Raw genomic sequence first — 23,050 nt, forward strand, 5'->3', positions numbered from 1 at the left:
GGAGGTTGCATATGCCAATTAAAATAAACAACATAAGACTATCTATTGATGAGGACATCAGCCTATTAAAACCTAAAGCAGCAAAGCTTGCGAATATTTCAGTTGACGATATGCAAAATTTCAGGATTTTAAAGGAATCGGTAGATGCAAGAAGAAAGGGAAAAATTGATTTTGTTTATCAAGTTATGTTTGAGTGTAGGGATGAAATAAAGATAGTAGAAAGGGCATCGAATAAAGATATAACGATTGAACCAAAGGAAGAAGAATTGAAAATTGAATATGGTAATGAAAAGTTAAATTATAGACCAATAATTATCGGGTTAGGGCCAGCAGGATTATTTGCTGGACTTTTACTTTCTATGCATGGCTATAGGCCGATAATATTTGAAAGAGGAAAGGAAGTCGATGAAAGGGACAAAGATGTTGAAATATTTTGGAGGGAAGGTAAGCTAAATAAAGAATCCAATGTTCAGTTTGGGGAAGGCGGAGCAGGAACATATTCAGACGGTAAACTTACAACGAGAATAAAGGATAAAAGATGTGATTTTGTTTTAGATGAATTTGTAAAGGCTGGTGCACCAAAGGAGATTAAGTATGTTGCAAAACCACATATTGGAACGGATATATTAAAGACGGTTGTGAAGAATATTAGAAAAAAGATTATATCTTTAGGAGGTGAAATTTACTTTAATTCTAAGGTTACTGGATTTAATATAAAGGATGGCAAACTGGTATCCATAATTGTAAATGATAACATTGAAATTCCCAGTGATGTAGTTATACTAGCAATAGGGCATAGTGCAAGGGATACTTATGAAGTTTTATTCAATAAGGGACTTTTAATATCACCAAAGCCCTTTGCAATAGGATTAAGAATTGAACATCTTCAAAAAATGATAGATGAAAATCAATATGGGAAATTTGCAGGACATCCAAGGCTTAAGGCAGCTGACTACAGATTAACCTATACAACAAGGTCAGGAAGGCCTGTTTATTCCTTTTGCATGTGTCCAGGGGGGACTGTAGTTGCAGCTTCATCTGAGGAAAATATGGTTGTAACTAACGGAATGAGTGAGTTTGCTAGGGATAAAGAAAATGCAAATAGTGCAATTGTGGTTGGAGTTAACCCTTCTGATTTTGGTTCGGATCACCCCCTTGCAGGTGTAGAATTTCAAAGACATTATGAAGGCCTTGCCTTTAAAAAAGGTGGTGGAAATTATTTAGCTCCTGTTCAGCTGGTTGGAGACTTTTTAAAGGATAAAATTTCCACAAAATTGGGCAAGGTTAAACCAAGTTATACAAGGGGATATAATTTTGCTAATTTAAGTGAATGTCTACCTAATTATGTAATAAATTCCATAAAAGAAGGATTGAAGGATTTTGACAAAAAAATAAGAGGTTTTGCAAGATATGATGCAATTATGACGGGGGTTGAAACAAGAACGTCATCTCCTATTAGAATGGAAAGAAATGAAAATTTAGAAAGTGCCAATATATCAGGGCTTTATCCGGCAGGTGAAGGAGCGGGATATGCTGGAGGTATTATTTCAGCTGCTGTTGATGGAATGAAGGTTGCGGAAAAAATCATGCAAAAGTTTAAACCTTATGAAGGATAAGTTTTAATTAAATTTAAATTATAGTTGCAAAGTTAAAGTGTAATAAATTAAAATATAAGTGGATACTTTTTTAAAAGGTGGGGGTATCATGAGGGAACTGATACTAGCAATTAATCCAGGTTCAACTTCAACAAAGGTAGCTATTTTTAAGGGAACTGAAAATTTAAGGCAGCAAAATATTTCTCACTCAGCAGAAGAACTTGCAAAATTTGAAAAAATTGCTGATCAGTATGAATTTAGAAAGAATGCTATTTTAGAATGGATCAAAGAAGAAGGATTTGAACTTTCACAATTTATTGCAATTGTAGGACGTGGAGGTCTTTTAAGACCAATGCCAAGCGGGACATATTTAGTGACTGATAAGATGATTGAGGATTTAAAGATAGGTTATCAGGGTGAACATGCGTCAAATCTTGGGGGGATAATAGCCAAATCTATAGCCGATTCACAGGGGATAAATGCATATATAGTAGATCCGGTTGCCGTAGATGAGTTTGAAGATATTGCAAGGATCTCAGGTCTTCCAGAGATTCCAAGAAGGTCGTTAGTCCATGCTTTAAATATTAAGGCAGTATCAAGAAGGGTAGCTAAAAAGCTAAACAAAAAGTTAGATGAAGTTAATTTTATTGTTGCCCATCTAGGCGGAGGAATTTCTGTTGCCCCTCTTAAGAATGGGAAAATAGTAGACGTTAATAATGCTAATGAGGGTGGACCCTTCTCGCCTGAAAGATGTGGAGGGGTGCCAGTTGGTGATCTTGTAAAAATAGCATTTTCAGGCAAATATACATATAAGGAACTTAAGAAAAAAATGGTTGGTCAAGGTGGCCTTGTTGGATATTTAGGAACAAACGATGCAAGGGAAGTTGTAAAGAGGATAAATGAAGGCGACGAATATGCAAAGCTTATATTTGAAGCTATGGCTTATCAAATCGCAAAGGAAATAGGAGCTTGTGCAGCGGTTTTATGTGGAAAAGTTGACAGGATAATTTTAACAGGAGGCCTTGCTCATTCTAATTTATTAAATGAATTAATTATAGATAGAGTAAAATTCATTGCAGATGTAGAAGTAGTTTCAGGGGAAGATGAAATGCTTGCCCTTGCAGAGGGTGCCTTTAGAGTAGTTAAAGGTGAAGAAGAAGCAAAAATATATGAAAAAGAGGTGGTAATATGATTAAAACATTTGATCAAATTTTAGAAAAAGTTAAAAGCTATCCAACTAAAAAAATCGCTGTTGCTGTTGCACAGGATGAGCCTGTATTAGAGGCTGTATTTGAAGCTAAGAAAATGGGAATTGCAGATGCTATATTAGTTGGAGATAGGGAAAAGATTTTAGAATGTGAAAAAATCCTTGGAATTCCTGAGGATATGTTTGAGATAATCGATGAAAAGGACAATGCAAAAGCTTCCCTATTAGCTGTTGAACTTGTTTCAAGCAAGAAAGCGCATATGCTAATGAAGGGACTTGTTGATACAGCTACATTCTTAAGAGCTGTTTTAGACAAGGAAAGGGGACTTAGAACTGGTAAAGTTTTATCCCATGTTGCTGTGTTTGAAGTTCCAGCATTAAATAGAATGCTTCTTTTAACTGATGCTGCTATGAATATAGCACCGGATTTGAAAACTAAAAAGGAAATTATTGAAAATGCAGTGGTAGTTGCGAAGTCTATAGGAATGGAAATGCCAAAAGTTGCAGTTGTTGCAGCAGTTGAAGTTGTAAATCCTGATATGCAACCAACAATCGATGCAGCAGTTTTATCAAAGATGAACGATAGAGGACAGATAAAGGGATGCATAATCGATGGACCATTAGCAATAGACAATGCCCTTTCAGAAGAAGCAGCTAAGCATAAGGGAATAAAGAGCCCTGTTGCAGGCCATGCGGATATAATTTTAGTTCCAAATATTGAAACAGGAAATGCAATGTATAAAACTCTTACATATACATCTAACGCAAAGAATGGAGGAATTCTTTCAGGAGCAGCTGCTCCAGTAATATTAACTTCGAGAGCTGATAGCAACGAAAGCAAGTTGTATTCAATTGCCCTTGCTAGTTTAGTGGCTGAAGTTACAAAATAAGGAGGAATTTCTATGTTTAGAATGCTTGTTATTAATCCTGGTTCAACTTCAACTAAAATAGCAGTTTTTGATGACTTAAACCCCGTATTCGTTGAAACTTTAAGACACTCATCAGAGGAGCTTGCACCATACAATACTATATTTGAACAATACGAGTTTAGAAAAAATGTTATACTAAGTGCTTTAAAGGAAAAGAATGTTCCAATCGAATCATTAAATGCTGTAGTTGGTAGAGGTGGACTTTTAAAACCAATCGAAGGTGGAACATATAACGTTAATGAAAAAATGATAGAAGATCTAAAGATTGGCGTTCAAGGGCAACACGCATCTAACTTAGGTGGAGTAATAGCCTATGAAATAGCAAAGTCAGTTAACATTCCTGCATTTATCGTTGACCCAGTTGTAGTAGATGAAATGGATGAAATTGCAAGAATATCAGGTATGCCTGAAATACAAAGAAAAAGCATATTCCATGCTTTAAATCAAAAGGCAGTTGCAAAAAGATATGCAAAGGAACATGGGAAAAAATATGAAGAGCTAAATTTAATAGTGGCTCATCTAGGTGGAGGAATTTCTGTTGGAGCGCATAGAAAAGGAAGAGTCGTAGATGTAAATAACGCCTTAGATGGAGAAGGGCCATTTTCACCAGAAAGAACAGGAAGCCTACCTGTTGGAGATCTTGTAAAACTTTGTTTCTCTGGTAAATATACTTTAGATGAAATAAAGAAAAAAATAACAGGAAAAGGCGGTCTTATGGCTTATTTTGGAACAAACGATGCAAGAGACGTTGAAAAGATGATGAATGAAGGAAATAAAGAAGCAGAACTTGTTTATAAGGCAATGGCATACCAGGTTGCGAAGGAAATAGGAATGTGTGCAACTGTTTTAAAGGGAGAAGTAGATGCTATCATTCTAACAGGCGGTCTTGCATATGGTAAGACATTTGTAGAATGGATCAAGGAAAGAATAAGCTTTATTGCACCTGTTGTAGTTTATCCGGGTGAGGATGAGATGCTTGCCCTTGCAGAAGGTGGACTTAGAGTTTTAAGGGGAGAAGAGATTGCTAAAGAATATAAGTAGGTGATTTAATGTCAAGAATTAGAGTTTTTACAGGTCACTTTGGAAGTGGTAAAACTGAAATAGCTATAAATTATGCTCTAAAACTTAATGAAGAGGGTAAAAAGGTTGCGATTGCCGATCTTGATATAGTAAATCCATATTTTTGCACAAGAGATCAAACAGATTATTTAGAAGAAAAGGGTATAAAGGTTATCGCTACACCAAAGGAGTTTTCAAATGCAGAGCTTGGGACAGTGCCTTTAAATACTTTAACTGTGTTTAATGATAAAACATATGAAGTTGTTTTAGATGTTGGTGGCGATGATCAGGGAGCTGTTGCTTTAGGACAATACAATAAATACTTTAGAGAAGAAGACTATGATATGTATTTTGTTATTAATACAATAAGGCCTTTAACCAATGATGTAGATAGCATAATTCAGTATATAGATGAAATCCAAAGGGCATCGAGGCTAAAGGTAAAATATCTTATTAATAATACTAATCTTTCATATGAAACAACAGTAGATATGATTAAAGAAGGATTTGAGATTGTCAAGGAAGTTTCAGAAAAAATTAATATTCCTATTGCCTTTACGGCAGTAAGGGAAGATTTGGTTTCACAAGTTAAAGAAGAAATTGGGGGAAATATTTTCCCAATAAAAATATTTATGCTTCCTCCTTGGAGGCGTGACTTAGAGTAATTAATTTAAAAGGAGGCCTATGTATGGGTAAGGTAACATTTAGAGAAGATAGGTGCAAGGGATGTGGCTTGTGTATCGAAGTATGTCCTGTGAAAATCATCTCCTTTTCAGAAAAATTGAATATCAAAGGATATCACCCAGCGACAGTGACAGAAGAGAAGATGGTAAAATGCATTGCTTGTGCTTCATGTGCAAGAATTTGTCCAGATGTTGTTATAACTGTTGAAAAATAATTTAGGGAGGTAAATAAGATGGCTAAAAAGGTATTAATGAAGGGTAACGAAGCCATAGGTGAAGCTGCTATCCATGCAGGCTGCCAATGCTTTTTCGGTTATCCTATAACACCACAAACTGAAGTTGCAGCCTATATGTCAAGGAGAATGCCACAGGTTGGAAGAGTATTTTTACAGGCGGAAAGCGAAGTTGCTGCTATAAACATGGTTTATGGTGCAGCAGGCGCTGGTGTTAGAGTGATGACATCATCCTCAAGTCCAGGAATTAGCTTAAAATCAGAGGGTATTTCATATATAGCTGGTGCTGAACTTCCATGTGTAATCATAAACATCGTTAGAGGAGGCCCAGGTCTTGGTGGAATTCAGCCTGCACAGTCCGACTATTTCCAAGCAACAAAGGGTGGCGGACACGGAGACTATAGAATGGTAGTTTATGCACCATCATCAGTTCAAGAGCTTGTTGACCTTGTTCAAGAAGCCTTCGATGTTGCAGATCAGTATAGAAACCCTGTTATGGTTATGGGAGATGGAATGCTTGGGCAGATGATGGAACCTGTTGAATTTAAAGAAAGACAAACTACAAGAAATCTTCCAGAAAAAACTTGGGCTGCAAATGGCTTAAGAGGAAGACAAAATCATAATGTTATAAATTCACTTTTCTTAAAGCCAGAGGAGTTAGAAGCACACAACAGAAAATTACAAGCAAAATATGCTGAAATAGAAAAGAATGAAGTTAAATATGAACTTTACAATTTTGATGGAGAAGTTGATTTAGCAATAGTATCCTATGGAACATTATCAAGAATATGTAAAAATGCAATTAAGATGCTTGAAAAGGAAGGAATAAAGGTTGGGCTAATAAGACCGATAACCCTTTGGCCATATCCAAAGAAGGCATTTGATGAAGTTATGGACAAGGTTAAAGCTGGATTTATATCAATTGAAATGAGCGAAGGTCAAATGGTGGAAGATGTAAAACTTTCAGTTAACGGAAGAAAGCCTGTATTCTTCTATGGAAGAAGCGGTGGAATGGTTCCAACCCCAGCTGAAATTGCAAATAAAATTAAGGAAATCGTAGGAGGTGCTAAGTAATGGCTATAGTATTTGAAAGACCAAAGGCACTTTTAGACGTGCCAACCCATTACTGCCCTGGTTGTACCCATGGAGTTATCCACAGACTTGTGGCAGAAGTTATAGATGAGCTTGGAATCTTAGATAAAACAATAGGTGTTGCACCTGTTGGATGTTCAGTTCTTGCTTATGATTATTTTACATGCGATATGTATGAAGCTGCCCATGGTAGAGCACCAGCGGTTGCTACAGGTATTAAAAGGGCAGTGCCAGATAGTATAGTATTTACTTATCAGGGAGACGGTGACCTTGCGGCTATAGGAACAGCTGAGATAGTTCATGCTGCAGCAAGAGGAGAAAAGATAACTACTATATTCGTAAATAATGCTATCTATGGTATGACTGGGGGACAAATGGCACCTACTACGCTTCCAGGCCAGGTTACAGAAACATCACCCTATGGTAGGGATGTAAATACTGCAGGGCATCCAATAAGGGTTTCAGAAATGATTGCGACTCTTGATGGTGCAGTTTATGTTGAAAGAGTTTCAGTTGATAGCGTTCCAAATATAATAAAGGCTAAGAAGGCTATAAAGAAGGCCTTTGAATTACAAATGCAGGGTAAAGGTTTTACAATGGTAGAAGTTCTTTCAATCTGCCCAACAAACTGGGGATTGTCACCAAACGAAGCAATTAAATGGTTAAGGGATAACATGATACCATACTATCCTCTTGGAGTTAAGAAGGATATAACAGCTGGGGAGGTGAAATAATGCCACATCAGGAGATAATATTTGCAGGATTTGGCGGTCAAGGAATTCTTTCAATGGGAAAATTTTTAGCCCATGCAGGTCTTGAAGAAAACTTAAATGTTTCATGGTTCCCAAGCTATGGACCAGAAATGCGTGGAGGAACTTCAAATTGTTCAGTTATAGTAAGCGATGAACCAATCGGTGCTCCGCTTGTAACGGATGCAACAGCTGTTGTAGTAATGAATAGACCATCCCTTGATAAGTTTGAAAGATATGTTGTAAAAGGTGGACTTTTGATAATGGATAGCGACCTTGTAAATAGAGAGCCAGAAAGAACGGACATAGAAGTTATTAAAATACCTGCACAAAGGATTGCAGAAGAGGTTGGATCAAAGAAGATTGCCAACATGGTTCTTTTAGGAGCTCTTGTTGAAAAGACTAAGATAGTTTCAATGGAGTCACTTCTTAAGGCATTGAAGGAGCATGGAAAAGAGCAGTTCTACGAATTAAATAAAAAGGCCCTTGAAAGAGGAGCAGAGTTTGCAAAATAAAGAGAGGCTTAGCCTCTCTTTTATTTTTTATATAGCATATTTTAGCATTATCTAATAATTTTCTATATTTTTTCAATTTTATCATTCTTAATTTATCGAATAGCCGATTGATTGGTTGTGAAGTTATAAAATTAATTATAATATTATAAAAATAAAAAATATAAATCACAAATAAAAATAAAATTAAGAACAATATTAAAAATATTAAAATGAATATTGAAAAAATTAAGTTTTATGTTAAAATAAACTTATAAGAAATTTTTGGAAAGGGTGTTGTAGGGGTGGAGAAGGCAATAGAGGTTAGAGATGTAAAAAAATATTTTTATTCAAAGAAAAGAGCACTATTTAAAAAATCAGAAGTAAAAGAATTCAAAGCAGTCGATGGTGTTAGTTTTGATATTTATAAAGGAGAAATATTTGGCCTTTTAGGACCTAATGGTGCAGGAAAGACAACTTTAATAAAAATGATAACAGGGCTTTTACTCCCAACTGAAGGAACTATATTAGTTTTGGGAATAGATGTTGTAAAGGAAACTATAAAAGCCCAAAGAAATATTGGAACAGTTTTAGCTGGGGATAGAAGTATTTATTGGAAATTGACAGCAAGGGAAAACCTCGAGTATTTTGGTGCCCTTTATGGACTTAAAAGAAAAGAAGCAAAGGAAAGGGCAGAAATGATTTTAGAAAGGCTAGGACTTAGCGAAAAGGCAGATCAAATAGTTGAAAAATTTTCCACTGGAATGAAACAAAAAGTGGCCCTTGGTAAAGCCTTAATGCCTAATGCACCAATATTATTATTAGATGAACCTACCCTAGGATTAGATCCCCAGTCGGCTATAAATTTAAGGGAGATAATTCTTGAATTCAAAAGGGAAGGCAAGACGATACTATTGACTACCCATTATATGGAGGAGGCGGATTTTTTAAGCGATAGGGTGGCTATTATAGATTCAGGAAAAATAATCGCCCTCGACAAGCCAGATAATCTTAAAAAAAGTATAAATGAAGTGAAAACTATGAAATTAGAACTTATAGGGACGTCTTATGAGACTATTGAGGGTTTGAAAAATTTAGAAAAGGTTCAAAATGTATTAAGCCACTATAATCAACAAAATAGAACCTTTGAGGTTACAATCCATCATCATGATGGAGAAAGCGTCATTCATGAGATTTTAGATTATGTTTTAAAGAAAAAAGCAAAGGTTCTAAATATAAATGTTGAAGAACCGTCCCTTGAGGATGTGTTTATCCATCTAACAGGAAAGAGTTTAAGGGAGTAGGTGAAAAAATGCAGAATTTAAGGGTTATTCTAGCTGTGGCTAAAAAGGATTTAGCAACTTTATTTAGATATCCTACATGGTTTATTTCAGTTATTATTTGGCCTCTTATTTTTCCACTTTTATACATCTTAACTTCCTTTGCATATGCTGGACCTGATAAAAAAGGACTTATTGTGTTTCAAAAGGTTGCAGGAACTGAAAATATAATGGGCTATATAGTAATTGGCACCATGGTTTGGATGGCAGTTAATATTACTATGTGGAATTATGGAGGATATTTAAGGGAGGAACAGTTAAGGGGAACTTTAGAGTCCAATTGGCTGTGTCCCGTAAACAAATTTTCAATTTTGCTTGGTGCCGGCATAATTTCTATGGTTCTATCCATTATGTTTAGCGTGATTGGAATCATAGAATACAGGCTAATTTATGGAATTAAATTTACTGGAAATTTAATAGATTGGATAGTTGTATTTCTTATACTTTTTCCTGGAGTTTATGGCCTTGGAATGATATTCGCAAGTTTAATACTTTGGGCAAAGGAAGTTAATGCTGCTGTAAATGTTGCAAGGGGAATCATGATGATACTTTGTGGAATAACTTATCCAATATATATAATGCCAAATTGGATGCAAGCTTTAGCCAAGTTTTTACCCTTTACCTTTGGAATACAAGCTGCAAGGGACATTTTGATTATGGATAAAACCTTATTGGAAACTGCATATAATTTAATATTATGTTCTGGTGAAGGTATAATATTTTTAATATTGGGAATGTTGGTTTTTAAATTAGTAGAAAAAAGAGTAAAAATATCTGGTTCTTTAGAAAGATTTTAGGGGTGGGAAGATGAGCTTTTTAAATGTGCTTAAGGCAAGGTTTTTAATTAGCATGAAGATGTATTTTAGATATCCGGTAAACGTGTTGATGACTTTATTTGAGCCGTTGATGTGGTTATCTCCCTTTTATTTCATGGGTAAGGCCTTTAGCGTCAACGGAAGAATCGAAGGCTTTGAAAAATATACTGGAAATTCAGATTATATAGGTTTTATGGTGCTTGGGTTTATGGTATCTGCATATGTTTCTATGATATTTTGGTCAGTAGGATTTTCGTTGAAGGATGAGATGAGACAGGGAGTTTTGGAATCAAATTGGAGCTCTCCTTCAAATAGAATCGCCCTACTTTTAGGAAGGACACTATTTCAATTTTTAGCCACTACCTTTGAAGTGATTTTAATAGGAATAGTATGTCACTTTGCCTTTGGATTTACAGTTAATAAAAATATATTAAAGGCTATTTCCTTTCTTTTGCCGGGTATAATAGGTTTGTTTGGCCTTGGACTTTTCGTTGCTTCGTTAGTTTTAATTGCAAAGGAAGCTGGACCTATAGTTGATATTACAAATTCTACATTAAATGCCTTGTCAGGTATGGCCTTCCCTATAAAGGTAATGCCAAGGGGATTTGTATTTATATCGATGATTTTGCCAATGACTTATGTAAATGATAGTATTAGAGCATTATTATTAGGTCAGACTCCCTTAATGCCGTTAGATAAAGAGTTTCTAATAATTGTTATTTCTATATTTATCTTTTGGTTAGTTGGAAGTTATGCCTTTGCAAAGGTAGAAAGGAAATGCAAAGAACTTGGAATATTAGGGACTCATTAAACCCACTTTAAAGTGGGGACTATTTTTGTTGAATTAATCTGGAATAATGATAAAATATTATTGGAAATTACATTTATGGAGGAATTGGAATGGCAAGGCCTAAAAAAAGAAGAAAAATATATTATGTCCCTAATATAAAGTTATTTGGTCCCATTGATAATGACACCCCTGATGAAGATTGTATAATTTTATCCTTTGAGGAACTTGAAAGCTTAAGACTTATGGACCTTGAGGGGTTAGATCAGGTTGAATGTGCAGAAAGGATGATGGTGGCAAGGTCTACGTTTCAAAGAATTTATACAGAAGCCAAGAAAAAAGTTGCAGACAGTTTAGTAAATGGCAAGGTGTTAAGAATAGAAGGTGGAAACTATATAATAAACGAATGCACTGCAAAGTGTGAAAAATGTGGAGAAGTATGGAAGGCGGCAACAGGCAATTTAATATCAAAGGAAAGATGTCCACGATGTGGCTCAAGGGAGTTTTCCTGCATAAAAGATGAAGAGAAAGGACAGTGCAGGGGTTGTGGAAGAAAACATGGTAGATGCTTGTAAAAAGTAATTATTGATATGAAAGTATCTATATGCTAATATATCAAATGTAAGTTTACAAGAAGGAGAGTAGGATATGGGAAGAATGTTTGGAACCGATGGAGTTAGAGGTATTGCTAATAGAGAGCTTACAGCGGAGCTTGCCTTTAAGCTTGGAAGGGCAGGTGCCTATGTTTTAACGGAAGGTGCCCACAAGCCTACAATCATTGTAGGAAAGGATACAAGAATTTCAGGGGATATGCTTGAATCAGCTCTTGTTGCTGGAATAATGTCTGTAGGTGCCCATGCAATATGCGTTGGAGTTGTTCCAACTCCTGCAGTAGCATACCTTACAAGATTATATAATGCTGATGCAGGCGTTGTGATATCAGCTTCCCACAACCCAGTTGAATATAATGGGATAAAGTTTTTTAATAAGGATGGATATAAGCTTCCAGATGAAGTAGAAGATAGAATTGAGGAGGTTATTAATAATAATCTTACAGAAGTGCCTTCCCCAATTGGAGAAGATCTTGGAGTTAGGGAATTTAAAGAGGATGCTATTTTAGATTATATTGAATTTTTAAAATCAACTATAGACGTTGATTTTAAAGGGTTAAGAATTGCCCTTGATTGTGCTGAAGGTGCTTCATATTTTGCAGCTCCAAGGCTTTTTAAAGAGTTAGGTGCAGAAGTTTATGTTATCCACAATAATCCTAATGGAAAAAATATAAACAAAAATTGTGGATCAACCCATATGGAGGAATTAAGAAAATTCACACAAGAAAAAGGATGCGATATTGGACTTGCCTTTGACGGTGATGCCGACAGATGCCTTGCTGTAGACGAAAATGGAAACATCGTCAACGGAGATTTTATAATGACAATATGTGCAAAGGATATGAAGGAAAAGGGAAAACTTGATAAAGATACCCTTGTTGTTACTGTTATGAGCAATTTAGGACTTGACATAGCCTGCAAAAGGGAAGGTATAAACACAGTAAAAACAAAGGTTGGAGATAGATATGTTTTAGAGGAAATGTTAAAGGGTGGCTATAAAATAGGAGGAGAACAGTCAGGGCATATTATTTTCCTTGACTATAATACCACCGGTGACGGTCTTTTAACTGCCCTTCAGCTTGTTTCTGTTCTAAAAAAGAGCAGAAAGAAGATGTCTGAACTTGCTTCAATAATGAAGGAGCTTCCTCAGGTTCTAATAAATGCAAAGGTTGCTAATGACAAAAAGGATGCATACTTAAAGGATGGGGAGATTGTAAAGGAAATAGAAAAGACTGAAGCAGAACTAAATGGAAGTGGAAGAGTTCTCATAAGGCCGTCAGGAACAGAGCCTTTAGTTAGAGTTATGATAGAAGGTGAAGATTTAGATAAGATTACTAATATGGCAAGGAAAATTGCCGAACTTATTGAGAAAAAATGCAGATAAAATTAAATAATTTATTAATTTTTAACAATTATATTTAAAATTGCATATAATTATTATATAATAGAGTCAAAACTGCCCTTTGGCGGTTTTGACTTTATTTATAAAGGAAGGGAGGAGGATTAGTAGAGTAAAGTAGGATGATTTGATGTTAAAACTTATAAGCGCCGGGACTTATTGGGTTGCCAATAAGTTGACGAGGTCAGGGTTTATCGAGTAATCGGCGGATGCCCTGCGGCTGACCACCGTTAGCTACCCTACAAAACCGAAAAGCGATTTTCGGGACAAAGGGGGAGCGGGTCAAAAATGCTAGCTAGAAAGTATATGAAAGGAGAAAATATATGTGCGGAATAGTTGGATATATAGGGCCTAAAAAGGCTGTTCCAATTTTGATTGAAGGTTTATCAAAGCTTGAATATAGAGGATATGACTCAGCAGGTGTTGCTATTGTAAATAATGGAAAAATTGAGATAGAAAAATGTAAAGGAAGACTTTCTGCCTTAGAGGAAAGATTGAAGGCTAATCCAATAGATGGTTCTTTAGGAATTGGACACACAAGATGGGCAACCCATGGGGAGCCTTCAGATGTTAACTCCCACCCTCATTCTAACAAGGATTTTACAATAAGCGTTGTTCACAACGGTATAATAGAAAACTACTTAAAGCTTAAGGAATGGCTTATTTCATTAGGCTATGAATTTAAAACTGAAACAGATACAGAAGTAGTTCCACATCTTATAGATTATTTCTATGATGGGGATATTGTAAAGGCAACAATGCAGGCTGTATCAAAAATTGAAGGCTCATATGCCCTTGGAATTGTTTGCAGCAAAGAACCAGATAAACTCATCGCAGTTAGAAAGGACAGTCCACTTATTGTAGGAAAAGGCAATGGTGAAAACTTTATAGCTTCAGATATTCCAGCGGTTTTACCATACACAAGGGATGTATATCTTCTTGACAATAGGGAAATGGCTGTTTTAACAAAGGATAATGTTGAAATTTATACAATTGAAGGATTAAAGGTTAATAAGGAAGTTTTCCATGTAACATGGGATGCTGCATCTGCTGAAAAAGGCGGATATGAGCATTTTATGATTAAGGAAATTCATGAACAACCAAAGGCGATTAAGGATACAATGACTTCAAGGCTAATGCCGGGAGTAGATGAAATAAAACTTGATGATATTAAACTAACTAAAGAGGATCTTCAGAATATAAATAAAATATATATAGTAGCCTGTGGAACTGCATATCATGCAGGAATGGTTGGAAAATATGTTATAGAAAGACTTGCTAAAGTCCCTGTTGAGGTTGATGTGGCATCTGAGTTTAGATATAGAAATCCTCTTATAAACAAAAATACTTTGATGATAGTTATAAGCCAATCGGGAGAAACTGCAGATACTCTTGCTGCCTTAAGACTTGGCAAAGAAAATGGAGCAAGGGTGATTGCTGTAACAAATGTTGTTGGAAGCTCAGTTGCAAGGGAAGCTACTGATGTTTTATACACATGGGCAGGTCCTGAAATTGCCGTTGCATCAACTAAGGCTTATGTAACACAACTTATTGCGATGTATATAATAGCCCTTTATCTTGGAAGGCTTAACGGCAATGTTTCAGATGAAGAGTTTAGACTTATAAGGGACGAAATGTTAAAGCTTCCAGAAAAGGCGGAACATCTTTTAGAACAAAAGGAAACAATTCAAAAATTTGCAGCAATGCACTATGTTCATAAGGATATGTTCTATATTGGAAGAGGCCTTGACTTTGCTGTTGCATTAGAAGGTGCATTAAAGATAAAGGAAATTTCCTATATCCATGCTGAGGCTTATGCAGCAGGAGAACTAAAGCACGGCCCAATAGCATTAATAGACAAGGGAGTTCCTGTAATTGCCCTTGCAACACAGGATGAACTGTTTGAAAAGATGTTAAGCAACATCAAGGAGGTTGTTGCAAGAGGTGCCCATGTAATATCCTTTGCCTTTGAAGGCAATGACGATATTTCAAAGGTTTCAGATGCAGTTGTATATCTTCCAAAGACTTTATCAATCTTAGCACCGGTTTTGAGCGTAATTCCGCTACAACTTCTTGCTTACTACACAGCAGTTGAAAGAGGCTGCGATGTAGACAAACCAAGAAACCTTGCAAAGTCAGTAACAGTTGAGTAATTAATGGATAAGAATGGCTCCAATAGAATTTTAACCTATTGGAGCCATGTCTTTTGTTTACTGCACTTGATACATCCCTTTGCTTTCCATGTATTTAAAGATGGCTTCTCCGTGTTCCTGTTCTTCCTTTTGAATATGATTAAGAACCTGCCTTATGTTGTGGTCTCTGAATTCAAATATAGTCGTATCATAAGTTCCGGATACATACTTTTCGGTTGCGAGAATGTCTTTGCACATATCAGCCTCACTTTGGCTTGGAATTCCAGCCTGTGTCGCAGGAGGAGTAAAGCTTGGTGAAGGAGGAGTTTGACCTTGCTGCTGATTCATATTAGGAACCTGACCGTTTAATATTTGGTTTATTGTATTAAGATGCTGCTGCTCAATTTGAGCGTGATTCATAAATATTTGTTTAAGTTGAGGATCCTTAGCCTGCTGAGCATAGGTTGTGTATTTTTTTATGCATAACTCTTCATGGGACTTTTGATCTTGTAGTAACATTCTTTCTTTTTGAGTTAAATTCATATATATCACCTCAAATATAATATTTGTATTAATTAAAAAAATATAACATTTAATAAGAAGGAAATATTTATCATATATAGAAATAAATATTAGTAAATATTAAAAGAGGAGAATAAATATGCAGGAAGAAAAATTTATAAGCTTTTTATATGAGAAGTTAAAAAGGAACTTTGATATTGACAGTGGGTTTAGGTATAATGGAGAAATATTTGATTTATTTGCCAAAAGCCATGTTAAAAATATAAGAACCTTTTTAACAAAAAAGGATATTATAGATTGTTATGAAAATAATGAATTTATATTTGTAAAAATAGTGCATAATGCTGATATAAATAAGGTCAAACGATTTGTTAATAACCTTGTCGAATTGCAAAAGGAATTTGTAAAACCCAATCCTAATCACATGTCAACCGTCATAACAGGTATATTGCTCATCAAAGCTTCAACAGAGGATATTAAAAAATATATAAAGAAATTTAAGTATAAAAAAGTATATAAATTTTATCTACATGGTTGGAGTGAGGTAAGAGTAGTTTTGGTTGACTTGTCCAGCGATGAATTAATTTTTAGCAAAGCTGCCAAGTCGTTAAAAAAGGTGCTTGAAGAAGCACCTTAAAAATAAGGAGGTGTTTTTATGAATTCTGTATGGCTAGTTATTATAGGCGCAATTTTATTCTTAACAGCCTACACATTATACGGTGGATATCTTGCTAGACAATGGGGAATTGACTCAAAAAGGCCAACACCATCCCATACAAAATACGATGGAGTAGATTATGTTCCAGCTAACTCTAAGGTTCTTTTAGGTCACCATTTTGCTTCCATTGCTGGTGCAGGACCTATCGCAGGACCTATTCAGGCAGCGATTTTTGGATGGATTCCTGTTTATCTTTGGATCGTTATTGGAAGTATATTTGTAGGTGGCGTGCATGACTTTGGTTCATTAGTAGCTTCTATAAGACATGATGGTAAATCGATAGGTGAGATAATTGAAGCTAATGTTGGTAAAAAAGGAAAGATACTTTTTAACCTTTTTGCTTGGCTTACGTTAGTTTTAATTGTTGCAGCATTTACTGATATCGTAGCATCATCCTTTGCTTACAATCCAGAGGTGCAAGGTTTCCAGGCAGGGCCAGCAGCTGCAACCTCATCTATGCTTTTCATGGTCCTTGCAGTTTTATTTGGTTTTATGGTATATAGAAAAGGCTATGGCGTTGCAGTTTCAACAGTAGTTGGAGTAATACTACTTTTCCTTGCAATATGGATAGGATATAAGTTCCCCTTCTTAGCTCTTTCTAAGTCAACGTGGTATGTAATACTTCTTATTTATATCTTCTTAGCCTCTGTATTACCAGTTTGGCTATTATTACAACCAAGAGACTATTTGAACTCATTTATGCTTTATGCAATGCTTCTTGGAGGATTATTAGGAATATTTATTTTACATCCTAATCTTGAACTTGCTGCTTTTAAAGGATTTACAGTTACAACAAAGACTGGTGCACAATATCTATTCCCTATACTATTTGTAACAGTTGCCTGTGGTGCAATTTCAGGTTTCCACTCCCTTGTAAGTTCAGGGACATCGGCAAAGCAGATTGATAAAGAAGAAGATGCAAAACTTGTAGGTTACGGTGCAATGCTTATTGAAGGTATGTTAGCAATTGTTGCTTTGATTTCAATTGCTTATGTTTCAAAGGCAGAAGGAACACCCGCATTGATATTTGCAAATGGCGTTGCAACCTTTATGAATAGCTTTGGAATTCCATTAGAATTTGGAAAGGTATTTGTAATTTTAGCATTTACAGCCTTTGCGTTAACAAGTCTTGATACTGCAACAAGACTTGGAAGGTATGTATTCCAGGAATTCTTTGAAACTGTAGGAGGAAAGAATTCAGCTTTAACTAATAAATATGTTGCAACAATAATTACAATTGTTTGTGCATCTTTAATTTTAGCATATGGATATCAAAAGATATGGCCGATTTTCGGATCAGCAAATCAGCTTCTTGCAGCACTTGCATTATTAGCTGTTACCGCATGGTTAACAAGAATAGGTAAGAATAGGATAGTTACTCTTATTCCAATGATTTTTATGTTCTGCGTTACGCTTTCTGCGTTGATTATACTGACCAGAAATTACTTTATAGCTAAAAATTATATATTGGTTGTAATTGCAATAGTTCTGTTTATACTTGCGATTGTTCTATTATTAGAAGCTATTAATGTTATAAAAAATAAGAAAATATCACAGGATATAAAGGCGTAAAATATAAGGCTACCTTGTTATGGGTAGCCTTATATTTTTAATAAAACTTTTGCAGTTGTAAAATATATGATAAGGGCAAGGGCATCCACTATTGTTGTTATTAATGGACTTGCCATTATTGCAGGGTCAACCTTAGCTTTTTTTGCAGCTATTGGAAGAATACCTCCTACAACCTTTGCAAGAACAACAGTGAAGAACAAGCTTATACAAACAGTAATGGAAATTAAAAGGCTAGTCTTTTCTAAAAAGTGTAATCTAATAAAATTTACAAATGCTAATACAATTCCTGTTAATAAACTTACACCCAATTCCTTTTTTATAACCTTTAGCACATCTTTAGACTTTATCTCACCAAGAGCCAGTCCTCTGATTATTAAAGTTGATGATTGGGAACCAGCATTTCCACCTGTATCCATAAGCATAGGAATAAAGGCGGCAAGAATTACTACTGATTGTAAAACATCCTCAAACTTTCTTATGATGTTGCCTGTAAAAGTTGCAGAAATCATAAGTATTAAAAGCCAAGTAATTCTATTTTTGGCAAGCTGTAGGGTGCTTGTTTTTAAATATTCTTCCTCACTTGGAGCCATGGCAGCCATTTTTTGAAGGTCCTCTGTGTTCTCTTGGTCTATGATATCTATAATATCGTCAATTGTAATAATCCCTACAAGCCTTTTTTCATTATCAGTAACTGGTATAGAAATAAGGTCATACTTTTTAAAGAGCTTTGCTACAGTTTCTTGATCATCTAAAGTGTTTACATAAATGAAGTCTTTTTTCATAATATCTTTAATTATACTATTTTTATCGCATAATATAAGCTTTCTAATTGATATTATTCCTTCTAAGATTCTATTTTCATCTATAACATAACAGGTGTTTATAGTTTCTTTGTCTACACCGGTTTTTCTAATATGTTCAAGGGCCTCTTCAACTGTCATTTCTTTTTTTAGATCTACATATTCTATAGTCATGATGCTTCCAGCTGAATGTTCGGGATAATTTAGAAATTGATTAATAATTGCACGGGTAGTTTCATCAGTATTCTTTAATATTTTTTTGACCATGTTTGCTGGAAGTTCCTCTAGGAAGTCTACTGTATCATCTATATAAAGATCATTTATTATATTTGCTACCTCAGCATCGGTTATTGAATTTATAATAAAAAGTTTTTGTTCATGTTCCATGTAGGAAAAAACATCTGCGGCAATATCCTTAGGAAGAATTCTAAATATCTTAACGACCAATTCTTTGTCTTTTATTTCGCTAAGTAACGCAGCAATATCTACAACATTCTTTTTTGCCAATTCCTCTCTAGCTTCCAGGAATTTTTTTTGATTTATTAATTCTATTATGTTTTTCATTTTCATCACTCCTAATGTAATATGATAGGGTTAATTTTAAGAATGGAAAATTAGTTTGGGATATTTTCTTGTTTGTTTTTAAGATTATTTTACTACTGCCTCCTTCTTCCATTCTCTTCACCCCCATCCTACTACACTATTTGTGAACAAATTTATTATAAAGTATTTACATAATATAGACAAGGAAATATTTTTCTTTATAAGCTCAAAAGAATTTATGTTATAATTAAAGTTGAAATTAAAAATCTGGAGGTAAAAGGATGCTTTTTATAACTCTCTTTGAAAGAATGGCCCTTGTTGCCTTAGCAGCATATATTTTTACCCATTCGCCATTGTTCGAAAAATTCTTTAAAAAGAATTTAACTGTAGGGGATAAGGTAGCATTAATAATTTCCTTTAGCCTATTTTCAATATTAGGCACTTATCTTGGAGTTAGGGTGACAGGCGGTGCTATAGCTAATATAAGGCCTATTGGGGCAATAGTAGCAGGATATATAGGAGGCCCGATAGTAGGTGCAATTGTTGGTGCTATTGCGGGGGGACATAGGCTTTTGCTTGGCGGATTTACCGGTTTTGCCTGTGCGATTGCAACAATAATTGAAGGTCTTGTGGGAGCCTATTTTAGAGGAAAAAGCCATGAACTATCTCCATTCCTTGGCCTTTTGGCAGGTGTGGTTGCAGAAACTATTCAAATATTCCTTGTATTGTTGTTGGCAAAACCCTTTTATCTTGCGTTAGAACTTGAAAAGGAAATTGGCATTCCAATGATTATAATTAATGCCTTAGGTGTTGCAATATTTATTGATATAATTAAAACAGTCAGGAGACATTACAATGAAATAGCTGCCATAAATGCTTTAAAATCTTTAAATATAGCAAAACAAGCTTCGGTTTATTTAAGGAGGGGTCTAAATAAACATACATCCTTAAAGATTGCTGAAATTATTAAATTTGATGGAAATTTTAGGGGAGTTTTAATTGGAGATAAGGAAAAGGTTTTATGCTATATTGGAGATGAATTAGATGTTGATACTATAAATATGCAGGTTAAGGATTATTTTAAAAAACCTGTGGAAAAGATAATTATGCTTTACAACAAGGATCATGTAGAGATTTATTTTTACTTTATTCCTCTTATAATTAATGATGAAATAGAGGGGGTTTTAGGGATAGAAGTAGACTCCTTAGATGACCATGATAAGAGATTTAAGGAATTTTTAAGGGAACTTGCAGAGCTTTTAGCAATTCAGATTGAAATATATAAGCTAAACAAAAAGGTTGAGACTGCTGCACTTTCGGAATTGAAGGCTCTAAGGGCTCAAGTCCATCCTCATTTTTTGTTTAACGCTCTTAATACAATTGCTTCCTTCTGTAGATTAGATCCTATAAAGGCAAGGGATCTTATTTTAGATTTATCAAATTATTTTAGGGGGACATTAAAATCCGAAGAGTTTGTTACATTAAACAAGGAGCTTGAACTTATTGAATTTTATCTTAATATAGAGAAGGCAAGATTTGGGGAGAGAATACAAATTCAATATGAAATAGATGAGAAGTTAAGGGATATATTAATACCACAGTTTATTTTGCAGCCTTTAGTAGAAAATGCTATAAAGCATGGCTTAACTAAAAAGCATGATGGTGGATTAGTAAAGATTAAAGTTCAGGATATAAAAGATAAAGTCTTTTTTGAAGTTAGTGACACAGGAATTGGAATAGAGAAGGATAGATTAAAGAAGGTTTTGAAGGATAGTTCAGGTATAGGTCTTAAAAATATAAACGATAGACTAAAGATTTATTATGGTGAAGGAGCAACGTTAAATATTTTTTCAGAGAATGGAGCTGGAACTAAAGTAAGCTTTGAAGTCCCAAAGGAGGGAGTATATGCAGAGGATAAATTGCATAATAGTTGAAGATGAAATGCCTGCAATTGAGGAACTTAAATTTATTTTAAATAAATATGATTTTATAGAAATCAAAGGAATTTTTAATGACGGTAAGGCAGCTTTAAACTGGTTGAAGGAGAATAAAATAGATGTTGTTTTTTTGGACATCAATATGCCGGAAATGAGTGGGTTGGATTTGGCAAAGGAAATAACTCTTTTAAATAAAGAAATTTACTTTATTTTTATAACAGCCTATGAGGAATATGCATTAAAGGCCTTTGAAGTTGGAGCTGTTGATTATATATTAAAGCCCTTTAATGACAAAAGAATTGAAAAAACATTAATTAGACTTAGGGATTATGTTGAAAAATATGCCGGCAAAAATTTACTTGAAAAAAGCATAAAAAATTTAGTTGAAAAATTTGAAGGGCAAAATAGGATTAAAAAACTAGCATGCGAAAAAAACGAAAAGATTATTTTGCTAGATTTGGATGCTATTTATTTTTGTTATATAGAAAATGATAAGACTCTCGTTAAAACAAAGGACAAGACATATCTTACAAATTATACCTTAAATGAGATTGAGGAAAAGACAGGATTTTTTAGAATTCATAAAAGTTATTTAGTAAATCTAAATAAAATAAAGGAGATATATCCTTGGTTTAATGGAACTTATAAAATTATTATGAACGATGACGAAAAAACAGAGCTTCAAGTAAGTCGCCTAAGGGTTAAAGATTTAAAGGAGGCATTAGGAATTTAACTAAAGAGTAACAGAAGTCGCCCACTTCTATAAGTGGGTGATGAATGTTGATTGATAAATTCTTTTTTATGATATAATCAGTATTACAGGAAGGAGGTGTAATTTTGCTAAAGGCTTATAAATACAGGATATATCCAACAAAAGAACAAGAAGAATATTTTGCTAAAGTATTTGGTTGTGTAAGATTTATATACAACAAAATGCTACATGACAGAATAGAACATTATAAAAAAACAGGGGAAATGCTAAACAATACACCTGCACAATATAAAAAAGAATATCCGTTTCTAAAGGAAGTAGATAGCCTTGCCCTTGCTAATGCACAGCTTAATTTAGAAAAAGCATATAAAAATTTCTTTAGAGATAAAAAAACAGCCTTTCCAAAGTTCAAGAAAAAGAAAGGTTACCAGTCTTATACTACAAATAATCAAAATGGGACAGTAACACTTGAAGGTAGTTATCTAAAAGTTCCAAAGTTAAAGACAAAAATAAAAATAAAACAACACAGACAATTTGAAGGAAGAATTAAATCCGTAACTATATCAAAAACGCCAACAGGCAAATATTATGCTTCTATACTTGTAGAAGAAGAAATTAAAGAATTACCTAAAATAGATAAAAAAGTAGGTATAGATTTAGGAATTAAAGAATTTGCTATTTTATCTGATGGAACAAAGGTAGAAAATCCAAAATGGTTAAGAAAAACAGAAAAAAGAATTAAAATTATACAAAAATCATTATCAAGAAAGCAAAAGCAAAGTAAAAACTATGAAAGGACAAGACAAAAACTTGCAAAACTACACGAAAAGATATCAAATCAAAGAAAAGATTTTCTTCACAAATTATCTTCTAAAATTATACACGAAAATCAAGTGATAGTTTTAGAAGATTTACAGGTAAAGAATATGCAACAAAATCATAAATTAGCCAAAGCAATAACAGAAGTATCATGGGCAGAATTTAGAAGGATGTTAGAATATAAAGCAAGATGGTATGGCAGAGAAATAATAATAGCACCACAAAATTATGCATCAAGTCAAACATGTAGTGAATGTGGATATAAAAATCCTGATGTAAAGAATTTAGCATTGAGAGAATGGAAA

The 23,050-nt window shown here is 34.4% G+C and carries 23 protein-coding genes; 20 read left to right on the forward strand and 3 right to left on the reverse strand.

The window, feature by feature from the left end; all coding sequences use genetic code 11:
• Positions 1-11 precede the first annotated feature (11 nt).
• The 15 genes from Q3V94_RS01330 (at position 12) to glmS (ending at position 15,143) form a co-directional block, all read left to right on the forward strand.
• Positions 12-1,616 carry an NAD(P)/FAD-dependent oxidoreductase gene (locus Q3V94_RS01330; protein ID WP_008907397.1) on the forward strand — a complete coding sequence of 535 codons (1,605 nt, stop codon included), beginning with the start codon at positions 12-14 and terminating at the stop codon, positions 1,614-1,616.
• A gap of 88 nt (positions 1,617-1,704) precedes the next feature.
• On the forward strand, positions 1,705-2,787 hold the full coding sequence (gene buk / locus Q3V94_RS01335; protein WP_008907396.1) for a butyrate kinase: 1,083 nt from the start codon (positions 1,705-1,707) through the stop codon (positions 2,785-2,787).
• On the forward strand, positions 2,784-3,692 hold the full coding sequence (gene ptb / locus Q3V94_RS01340; RefSeq protein ID WP_008907395.1) for a phosphate butyryltransferase: 909 nt from the start codon (positions 2,784-2,786) through the stop codon (positions 3,690-3,692). The genes buk (Q3V94_RS01335) and ptb overlap by 4 nt, the downstream gene beginning before the upstream one ends.
• Positions 3,693-3,704: 12 nt before the next feature.
• Positions 3,705-4,772 carry a butyrate kinase gene (gene buk / locus Q3V94_RS01345; RefSeq protein WP_008907394.1) on the forward strand — a complete coding sequence of 356 codons (1,068 nt, stop codon included), beginning with the start codon at positions 3,705-3,707 and terminating at the stop codon, positions 4,770-4,772.
• An 8-nt stretch (positions 4,773-4,780) separates the two neighbouring features.
• On the forward strand, positions 4,781-5,455 hold the full coding sequence (locus Q3V94_RS01350; protein ID WP_008907393.1) for a hypothetical protein: 675 nt from the start codon (positions 4,781-4,783) through the stop codon (positions 5,453-5,455).
• 23 nt (positions 5,456-5,478) lie between these two features.
• Positions 5,479-5,688 carry a 4Fe-4S binding protein gene (locus tag Q3V94_RS01355; protein WP_008907392.1) on the forward strand — a complete coding sequence of 70 codons (210 nt, stop codon included), beginning with the start codon at positions 5,479-5,481 and terminating at the stop codon, positions 5,686-5,688.
• A gap of 18 nt (positions 5,689-5,706) precedes the next feature.
• Entirely contained in the window at positions 5,707-6,780 is a 1,074-nt protein-coding gene (locus Q3V94_RS01360; RefSeq protein WP_274767224.1) for a 3-methyl-2-oxobutanoate dehydrogenase subunit VorB, read from the forward strand.
• Positions 6,780-7,532 (forward strand): thiamine pyrophosphate-dependent enzyme, encoded by a 753-nt coding sequence (locus Q3V94_RS01365; protein WP_008907389.1) that lies wholly within the window; start codon positions 6,780-6,782, stop codon positions 7,530-7,532. Before Q3V94_RS01360 ends, Q3V94_RS01365 begins: the two co-directional genes overlap by 1 nt.
• Positions 7,532-8,062 carry a 2-oxoacid:acceptor oxidoreductase family protein gene (locus Q3V94_RS01370; protein ID WP_008907388.1) on the forward strand — a complete coding sequence of 177 codons (531 nt, stop codon included), beginning with the start codon at positions 7,532-7,534 and terminating at the stop codon, positions 8,060-8,062. The genes Q3V94_RS01365 and Q3V94_RS01370 overlap by 1 nt, the downstream gene beginning before the upstream one ends.
• Positions 8,063-8,343: 281 nt before the next feature.
• Positions 8,344-9,342: an ATP-binding cassette domain-containing protein gene (locus Q3V94_RS01375; protein ID WP_274767227.1), complete on the forward strand. Its 999-nt coding sequence runs from the start codon at positions 8,344-8,346 to the stop codon at positions 9,340-9,342.
• An 8-nt stretch (positions 9,343-9,350) separates the two neighbouring features.
• Positions 9,351-10,175 carry an ABC transporter permease gene (locus tag Q3V94_RS01380; protein WP_303524732.1) on the forward strand — a complete coding sequence of 275 codons (825 nt, stop codon included), beginning with the start codon at positions 9,351-9,353 and terminating at the stop codon, positions 10,173-10,175.
• A gap of 10 nt (positions 10,176-10,185) precedes the next feature.
• Complete coding sequence (locus Q3V94_RS01385; protein WP_274767229.1) at positions 10,186-11,004, forward strand: ABC transporter permease; 819 nt, start codon at positions 10,186-10,188, stop codon at positions 11,002-11,004.
• An 89-nt stretch (positions 11,005-11,093) separates the two neighbouring features.
• Positions 11,094-11,555 carry a DUF134 domain-containing protein gene (locus tag Q3V94_RS01390; RefSeq protein ID WP_303524734.1) on the forward strand — a complete coding sequence of 154 codons (462 nt, stop codon included), beginning with the start codon at positions 11,094-11,096 and terminating at the stop codon, positions 11,553-11,555.
• A gap of 73 nt (positions 11,556-11,628) precedes the next feature.
• On the forward strand, positions 11,629-12,975 hold the full coding sequence (glmM, locus tag Q3V94_RS01395) for a phosphoglucosamine mutase (RefSeq protein WP_303524735.1): 1,347 nt from the start codon (positions 11,629-11,631) through the stop codon (positions 12,973-12,975).
• A gap of 338 nt (positions 12,976-13,313) precedes the next feature.
• Positions 13,314-15,143, forward strand: a complete 1,830-nt coding sequence (gene glmS / locus Q3V94_RS01400; protein ID WP_303524736.1) for a glutamine--fructose-6-phosphate transaminase (isomerizing) — start codon at positions 13,314-13,316, stop codon at positions 15,141-15,143.
• Between the two features lie 57 nt (positions 15,144-15,200).
• On the opposite strand, the gene Q3V94_RS01405 is transcribed toward glmS, so the two are convergent.
• Positions 15,201-15,665: a spore coat protein gene (locus tag Q3V94_RS01405; protein WP_303524737.1), complete on the reverse strand. Its 465-nt coding sequence runs from the start codon at positions 15,663-15,665 to the stop codon at positions 15,201-15,203.
• A 118-nt stretch (positions 15,666-15,783) separates the two neighbouring features.
• Between Q3V94_RS01405 and Q3V94_RS01410 the strand changes: the two genes are divergently transcribed.
• On the forward strand, positions 15,784-16,281 hold the full coding sequence (locus Q3V94_RS01410) for a hypothetical protein (RefSeq protein WP_008909269.1): 498 nt from the start codon (positions 15,784-15,786) through the stop codon (positions 16,279-16,281).
• Positions 16,282-16,299: 18 nt separating this feature from the next.
• Positions 16,300-17,934: a carbon starvation protein A gene (locus Q3V94_RS01415; protein WP_008909268.1), complete on the forward strand. Its 1,635-nt coding sequence runs from the start codon at positions 16,300-16,302 to the stop codon at positions 17,932-17,934.
• Between the two features lie 29 nt (positions 17,935-17,963).
• Here Q3V94_RS01415 and mgtE read toward each other — a convergent pair whose 3' ends face one another.
• Both mgtE and Q3V94_RS01425 read right to left on the reverse strand, forming a co-directional pair.
• Positions 17,964-19,298, reverse strand: a complete 1,335-nt coding sequence (gene mgtE, locus Q3V94_RS01420) for a magnesium transporter (RefSeq protein WP_008909267.1) — start codon at positions 19,296-19,298, stop codon at positions 17,964-17,966.
• Positions 19,249-19,410: a hypothetical protein gene (locus Q3V94_RS01425; protein WP_156792075.1), complete on the reverse strand. Its 162-nt coding sequence runs from the start codon at positions 19,408-19,410 to the stop codon at positions 19,249-19,251. The genes mgtE and Q3V94_RS01425 overlap by 50 nt, the downstream gene beginning before the upstream one ends.
• 148 nt (positions 19,411-19,558) lie before the next feature.
• Here Q3V94_RS01425 and Q3V94_RS01430 point away from each other — a divergent pair, with 148 nt between their 5' ends.
• The 3 genes from Q3V94_RS01430 to tnpB form a co-directional block, all read left to right on the forward strand.
• Positions 19,559-21,211: a LytS/YhcK type 5TM receptor domain-containing protein gene (locus tag Q3V94_RS01430; RefSeq protein WP_303524741.1), complete on the forward strand. Its 1,653-nt coding sequence runs from the start codon at positions 19,559-19,561 to the stop codon at positions 21,209-21,211.
• Positions 21,183-21,947, forward strand: a complete 765-nt coding sequence (locus tag Q3V94_RS01435) for a LytTR family DNA-binding domain-containing protein (protein WP_303524743.1) — start codon at positions 21,183-21,185, stop codon at positions 21,945-21,947. The genes Q3V94_RS01430 and Q3V94_RS01435 overlap by 29 nt, the downstream gene beginning before the upstream one ends.
• 104 nt (positions 21,948-22,051) lie before the next feature.
• A partial coding sequence (gene tnpB, locus Q3V94_RS01440; RefSeq protein ID WP_303524744.1) for an IS200/IS605 family element RNA-guided endonuclease TnpB occupies positions 22,052-23,050 on the forward strand: 999 nt, incomplete at its 3' end.

It is taken from the genome of Caloramator sp. CAR-1 (genome assembly GCF_030546345.1).
Classification (GTDB): domain Bacteria; phylum Bacillota; class Clostridia; order Clostridiales; family Caloramatoraceae; genus Caloramator; species Caloramator australicus.

Excerpts from the sequence above, each read along its gene's own strand:
- Q3V94_RS01330 (WP_008907397.1), top strand. The coding sequence starts at position 12 with ATGCCAATTAAAATAAACAACATAAGACTATCTATTGATGAGGACATC.
- buk (WP_008907396.1), top strand. The coding sequence starts at position 1,705 with ATGAGGGAACTGATACTAGCAATTAATCCAGGTTCAACTTCAACAAAG.
- ptb (WP_008907395.1), top strand. The coding sequence starts at position 2,784 with ATGATTAAAACATTTGATCAAATTTTAGAAAAAGTTAAAAGCTATCCA.
- buk (WP_008907394.1), top strand. The coding sequence starts at position 3,705 with ATGTTTAGAATGCTTGTTATTAATCCTGGTTCAACTTCAACTAAAATA.
- Q3V94_RS01350 (WP_008907393.1), top strand. The coding sequence starts at position 4,781 with ATGTCAAGAATTAGAGTTTTTACAGGTCACTTTGGAAGTGGTAAAACT.
- Q3V94_RS01355 (WP_008907392.1), top strand. The coding sequence starts at position 5,479 with ATGGGTAAGGTAACATTTAGAGAAGATAGGTGCAAGGGATGTGGCTTG.
- Q3V94_RS01360 (WP_274767224.1), top strand. The coding sequence starts at position 5,707 with ATGGCTAAAAAGGTATTAATGAAGGGTAACGAAGCCATAGGTGAAGCT.
- Q3V94_RS01365 (WP_008907389.1), top strand. The coding sequence starts at position 6,780 with ATGGCTATAGTATTTGAAAGACCAAAGGCACTTTTAGACGTGCCAACC.
- Q3V94_RS01370 (WP_008907388.1), top strand. The coding sequence starts at position 7,532 with ATGCCACATCAGGAGATAATATTTGCAGGATTTGGCGGTCAAGGAATT.
- Q3V94_RS01380 (WP_303524732.1), top strand. The coding sequence starts at position 9,351 with ATGCAGAATTTAAGGGTTATTCTAGCTGTGGCTAAAAAGGATTTAGCA.
- Q3V94_RS01385 (WP_274767229.1), top strand. The coding sequence starts at position 10,186 with ATGAGCTTTTTAAATGTGCTTAAGGCAAGGTTTTTAATTAGCATGAAG.
- Q3V94_RS01390 (WP_303524734.1), top strand. The coding sequence starts at position 11,094 with ATGGCAAGGCCTAAAAAAAGAAGAAAAATATATTATGTCCCTAATATA.
- glmM (WP_303524735.1), top strand. The coding sequence starts at position 11,629 with ATGGGAAGAATGTTTGGAACCGATGGAGTTAGAGGTATTGCTAATAGA.
- glmS (WP_303524736.1), top strand. The coding sequence starts at position 13,314 with ATGTGCGGAATAGTTGGATATATAGGGCCTAAAAAGGCTGTTCCAATT.
- Q3V94_RS01405 (WP_303524737.1), bottom strand. The coding sequence starts at position 15,665 with ATGAATTTAACTCAAAAAGAAAGAATGTTACTACAAGATCAAAAGTCC.
- Q3V94_RS01410 (WP_008909269.1), top strand. The coding sequence starts at position 15,784 with ATGCAGGAAGAAAAATTTATAAGCTTTTTATATGAGAAGTTAAAAAGG.
- Q3V94_RS01415 (WP_008909268.1), top strand. The coding sequence starts at position 16,300 with ATGAATTCTGTATGGCTAGTTATTATAGGCGCAATTTTATTCTTAACA.
- mgtE (WP_008909267.1), bottom strand. The coding sequence starts at position 19,298 with ATGAAAAACATAATAGAATTAATAAATCAAAAAAAATTCCTGGAAGCT.
- Q3V94_RS01425 (WP_156792075.1), bottom strand. The coding sequence starts at position 19,410 with ATGGAAGAAGGAGGCAGTAGTAAAATAATCTTAAAAACAAACAAGAAA.
- Q3V94_RS01430 (WP_303524741.1), top strand. The coding sequence starts at position 19,559 with ATGCTTTTTATAACTCTCTTTGAAAGAATGGCCCTTGTTGCCTTAGCA.
- Q3V94_RS01435 (WP_303524743.1), top strand. The coding sequence starts at position 21,183 with ATGCAGAGGATAAATTGCATAATAGTTGAAGATGAAATGCCTGCAATT.